We start from the raw sequence: 4,859 nt of genomic DNA on the forward strand, positions 1-4,859 counted from the left end.
GTGTCACGCCCCGCGCGGAGACCGCCGCGGTCTTCGACGACGAGGAGGGCGGCAACGCCGACGCCGACGACCCGGCGATCTGGCGGAACGCGGCCGACCCCGACCGCAGCCTGGTGATCGCCGCGGTGAAGGAGGGCGGACTGCGCGTCTACGACCTCGACGCCCGGCAGGTGCAGGCCGTCGCCGCTCCCGCGGCCCCAAGTCCCGGGGACGCTCCGGGCCGGTTCAACAACGTGGACCTGCTGCACGGTCTGCGGCTGGCCGGGGGCCGGGCGGACGTCGCCGTGACCACCGACCGCGGCACCGACCGGCTGCGCTTCTACCGGATCGACGGCGGCGGGAGCGCCGGCGCCCTGCTGACCGACGTCACCGACGCGCGGGCTCCGCGGATCTTCACCGCCTCGCAGGAGGAGGTGAACGAGGAACGCACCGCCTACGGTCTGGCCACGTACACCGACCGCCGCACCGGCCGTTCCTACGCCGTGGTCAGCCGGGCGGGGACCACGGAGGTGGCGCTGCTGGAGCTGAGCGCCACGGCGGCCGGCACGGTCACCTACCGCACGGTGCGGACCGTGGCGCTGCCCTCCGCCTTCCGCCTGCCCGGCGGTGGTTCCTGGTCGCCGTGCGGGGAGCCGGGCGAACTGCCCCAGGTCGAGGGCATGGTGGTGGATCCCCAGGCCGGCACGCTGTACGCCGGCCAGGAGGACGTGGGCATCTGGCGGCTCTCCGCGGACCTGCGGGGAACACCGGAACTCCTGGACAAGGTGCGGGAGTTCGGCGTGCCGGCCAGGTACGAGGAGGAGAGCGACGAGTGCGTCCCGGCCGGTGCGGACCCGGGCTTCGGCGGCACCCGCCTCGCGGCCGACGTCGAGGGCCTGACACTGCTGCCCGGCGGCGCGGGCGGCGCGGTCCGGCTGCTCGCGTCCAGTCAGGGCGACGACACCTTCGCCGTGTACGAGCGCGGTCGGCACGTGGGCGGTTTCCGGGTGGTGGCGGCGTCCGAGGAGCTGGACGGCGCGCAGGAGTGCGACGGCGCGGCCGTCCTCGACGCCCCGCTGGGCAGCCGGTATCCGCACGGGCTGCTGGTGGTGCAGGACGGTCACGTCTCCCCCGAGGACACCGACCGGGAGGCGACCGGCTTCAAGTTCGTCGACCTCGCCGACGTCGAGGCGGCCCTGGGCGGGCGGCGTTCCTGAGCACCGACACGCCCGCCGGGGCCCGCGCGGGCGGACGAGCGGAGGAGCGGACGAGCGGACGAGCGGACGAGTCGATGGGCCGATGGGCCGATGTGCCGATGTGCCGACGGGCCGATGACCGGGGGCGGAGCCGGGACTACCGGGACTGCTCGTCCCCGGCCGTCCCCGGCTCCGCCATCTTCCGGTGGAACAGGCCTTTCACCTTGTCCGGCAATGCCTTCTGCACCGTCCCCTGGGCCTTGGTCTGCGCCGAACCCGTGACCAGCTTCCTGCGGCCCTTGGTGACGGCCTCGAACGCCTGGCGGGCCACCTGGGCGGGGTCGTCCTTCTCCATGGCCCCGATCCTGGTGTCCTCCATGCCCGCCCGGCGGAAGAAGTCGGTGTCGGTGGGGCCCGGCATGAACGAGGTCACGGTCACGCCGGTGTCCTTCAGTTCCTCCTGGAGCGCCTGGGCGAAGGACTGCACGAAGGACTTCGACGCGTTGTAGACGGACTGGAAGGAGCCGGGCGACAGGGAGGCGATCGACGAGGTGAGGAGCATCCGCCCTTCGCCCCGTTCCACCATCCGCCGCAGCAGCGGCTTGGCGAGCAGCACCGTGGAGGTGACGTTGAGGTCGATGACCTCGCGGTCGTCGTCCGGGTCGGTGTCCACGAAGGCTCCGCCCCGGCCGACGCCGGCGTTGAGCGCCGCGACGTCCACGGCGAACTCGCCCGCGGCGGCGGCCACCCGGGCGACACCCTCCGGGTCGCGGAGGTCGGCCCGGACCGTGCGCACGTCGGCGCCGGTCTCCCGGAGGCGGCCGGCGGCGTCCTCGACGGCGTCTTCCTCGGCGTTGATCAGCAGGTCGTAGCCGTGCTCGGCGAACTGGCGGGCGAGTTCGAAGCCGATGCCGCGGGAGGCGCCGGTCACCAGGGCGACGGGCCTGCGGCTGCCGGGTTCCCCGGGAGCGGGCGTGGTGTTCGGGGTGTTCATGATGGCGGAGTAACCGCGCCGGGCGTGGTCAATCCCCGTCCGGTCCCGTGTCGTCCGTGTGGACCGGACGCACGGCCAGCAGGGCGATGTCGTCGGTGGCGTCGGCGCCCAGGCGGATCAGGAGTTCGTCGCAGAGGGTGCCCAGCGGCTCGCGGGCCAGGGAGGCCGCCTGGTCCTGGAGCCGCCGCAGGGAGTCGTCGAGGTCCTCGCCCCGTCGCTCGATCAGGCCGTCGGTGTAGAGCAGCAGTGTCGCCCCGTGGGGGATCGGCACCGAGGCCCCCTCGCGGCGCAGGTCGTGGCCGGTGCCGAGCATCAGCCCGGAGCCGCCTTCGAGCAGGCGCGCCCCCCGGTCCGGGTCCACCAGGAGGGGAGGCAGGTGCCCGGCGGAGGAGAAGTGGAACTCCCACTCCCCGGGCGACGGTTCGGCCATCCTCCCGTAGACGCAGGTGGCGGTGGTGGCCGACCGCAGGCTCCGGTCGGCCATGTCCAGGCGGCTCAGCACCTCCTCGGCCGGCTCCTGCCGGTCGAGGGCGATGCCCCGCAGCATGCTGCGCAGCTGGCTCATGGTGATCGCCGCTTCCAGGTCGTGTCCGGCGATGTCACCGATGATCAGAGCGGTGTCCCCGTCGGGAAGGCGGAAGCAGTCGTACCAGTCACCGCCGATCTGGGTGGTGACGGAGGAGGTCGCGTAGCTGGCGTCGATCTCCAGTCCGGGCACCCGCGGCAGCACGGGCAGCAGGTCGCGCTGGAGCCGTTCGGCGACGTACCGGGTTCCGTCGAAGAGGCGCTGGTTCTCGACGGCGAGGGCGACGGAGCGCACCAGGTCGTCGATGAAGGCGAGGTCGTCCTCGACGAAGGGGTGCGCGGGGTCCTCACGGGCGAGGGTGAGGGCGCCGAAGATCTGCCGACGGGCGCGCAACGGGGCGACGACGGCGCTGGTGGCGCCGAACCGCTTGAAGAGCGACCGGTAGCCGGAGTCCAGGCCGCACTCCCCGGGGTGGGGCGGGACGCCCCCGCCGAGCAGCAGGGGACCGGCGCCGCGCAGGGTACGGGCGAGAGGGCCGCGCGCGCTCTCCGAGATGGGCGGCAGGCGGCCCTCCAGCCCGCCGGGCGCGATCCTGCCGGGGTCACGGTGCATGACGCCCACGCGTTCCACCGAGTCGCCGTCGAGGAGGTCGATGACGCACCAGTCGGCCAGGCGCCTGACCAGGTGTGCGCAGACGGCGTGCAGGCCCGGTCCGAGTTCCGAGGCGTCGGCGAGTTCGCGGCCGATGTCGGCGAGCAGGCTGAGCCGGTCCATGGCGGCCAGGGCGGCCACGGCCGCCACCGGGCGGCGTCCGAACTCCGGGAGTTCCGGCGACTCCTCCGGGGGGAGCCGGTGCGGCGGGGCCGGGGGTTCGGGAAGGCCGGTCGGCCGGACGACCGGCCTGCGGTGGGAGGGGCGGGGCTCCGGTCCGAAGGCGGTGGAGCGGGGCACCATCTGGCCGATGAACACGGTGTGGCCGTCGGACATCTCCTGGGCCTGGATCAGCAGCCGGACCGGCACCAGGTGACCGTCCCGGTGAAGTGCGGGCAGCGGCACGGCCCGCCCGAGGATGCGGGGCTGTCCGGTCAGCAGCAGCGAGTGGAACGCTGCCAGGTGGCGTTCTCTCAGGTGGTCGGGGATCAGTTCGGTCAGGGACCGGCCGACGAGGTCGTCGGGGTCCCAGCCGAGGAGATCGGCGGCGGGCACGTTGGCGGCGACGATGAGGTTGTCGTCGTCGACGACGACGGTGGGCAGACGGCTGGTGTGGACCTCCTCCTTGTCCCAGGGCATCAGGTCCAGCGGGCTGGCGGAGGGGTCGCGCGACACCATGGTCCAGGCGGTCGGCAGGGCGCCGTCGAGCTGTCCGGTGATCTGGTCGAACAACCAGTCCTGCAACGCCTGGCTCTGCGGGAGACCGGGCCGGGTGAGCAGCAGTTCGTCGCGGCTCGCCTCCTCCGCGGTCTCCAGGACCCGGCGCAGCAGCGTGACGGTGGGTCCGATGCCCGCGGGGAGGGACAGGGTGACGGTGCGGATCTCGGCGGTGCCGTGCCGTCCTCCGAGGGCGGCGAGCATGGCGGCGCTGAGCAGGTTGCTGGTGTCGTGCGCGGTGAGCAGGTCCTCCGGGTCGACGCCCAGCCGGTCGCCGAGGGCTCCGGCGAGGGAGAGTTCACGCAGGACGGCGTGCCGGTGCTGCTGGGAGGTGATGTGCAGCGCTCCGGGCAGGTCGATCAGCACCACGGGAGCGGTGTCGCCGTCGGTGAGCGGGCGGGGCGGGGCCCAGTGGGAGGGCGTTCCCGGGCTCCCGTTCTGCCGCAGCAGTTCGAACCAGACCCGCTTCTCCTGGCGCCCTTGGTCGGCGCCGTGCCGGTCGGCGAGTCCGGCGACCACGCCGAGGCCCCGGCCGGTGCCGGCGTTGGGAGGGCACTCGCGGGGCAGCGGCATGAGGCCGGGCCGGCGGTCGGCGACCTCGACGCGGACGCGGTTCTCGTCGACGTGGACCGTCACCTCGGTCTCGGTGCGGGCGTGCAGGAAGCTGTTGGTCGCCAGCTCGCTGACCAGCAACTGGGCGGTCTCGAGGGTCTCTCGCGGCAGGTCCGTCGCGGCGAGGACGGACCTGACGAACGCACGGGCGGCGGGGACGCTGTCCGGCCGCCGCCCGTCGAAC

Annotated in this window: 3 protein-coding genes; 1 reads left to right on the plus strand and 2 read right to left on the minus strand. The window is 73.8% G+C overall.

Features of this window, described 5'->3' with window-relative positions:
- On the plus strand, positions 1 to 1,196 hold a 1,196-nt coding region (locus tag HW445_RS18620), incomplete at its 5' end, for a phytase (protein WP_180222128.1).
- Between the two features lie 136 nt (positions 1,197 to 1,332).
- Here HW445_RS18620 and HW445_RS18625 read toward each other — a convergent pair.
- Entirely contained in the window at positions 1,333 to 2,169 is an 837-nt protein-coding gene (locus tag HW445_RS18625; protein WP_180222129.1) for an SDR family oxidoreductase, read from the minus strand.
- Between the two features lie 28 nt (positions 2,170 to 2,197).
- A partial coding sequence (locus HW445_RS18630; RefSeq protein ID WP_180222130.1) for a SpoIIE family protein phosphatase occupies positions 2,198 to 4,859 on the minus strand: 2,662 nt, incomplete at its 5' end.

It is taken from the genome of Streptomyces sp. UH6, assembly GCF_013421635.1.
Lineage (GTDB): Bacteria > Actinomycetota > Actinomycetes > Streptomycetales > Streptomycetaceae > Streptomyces > Streptomyces abyssomicinicus.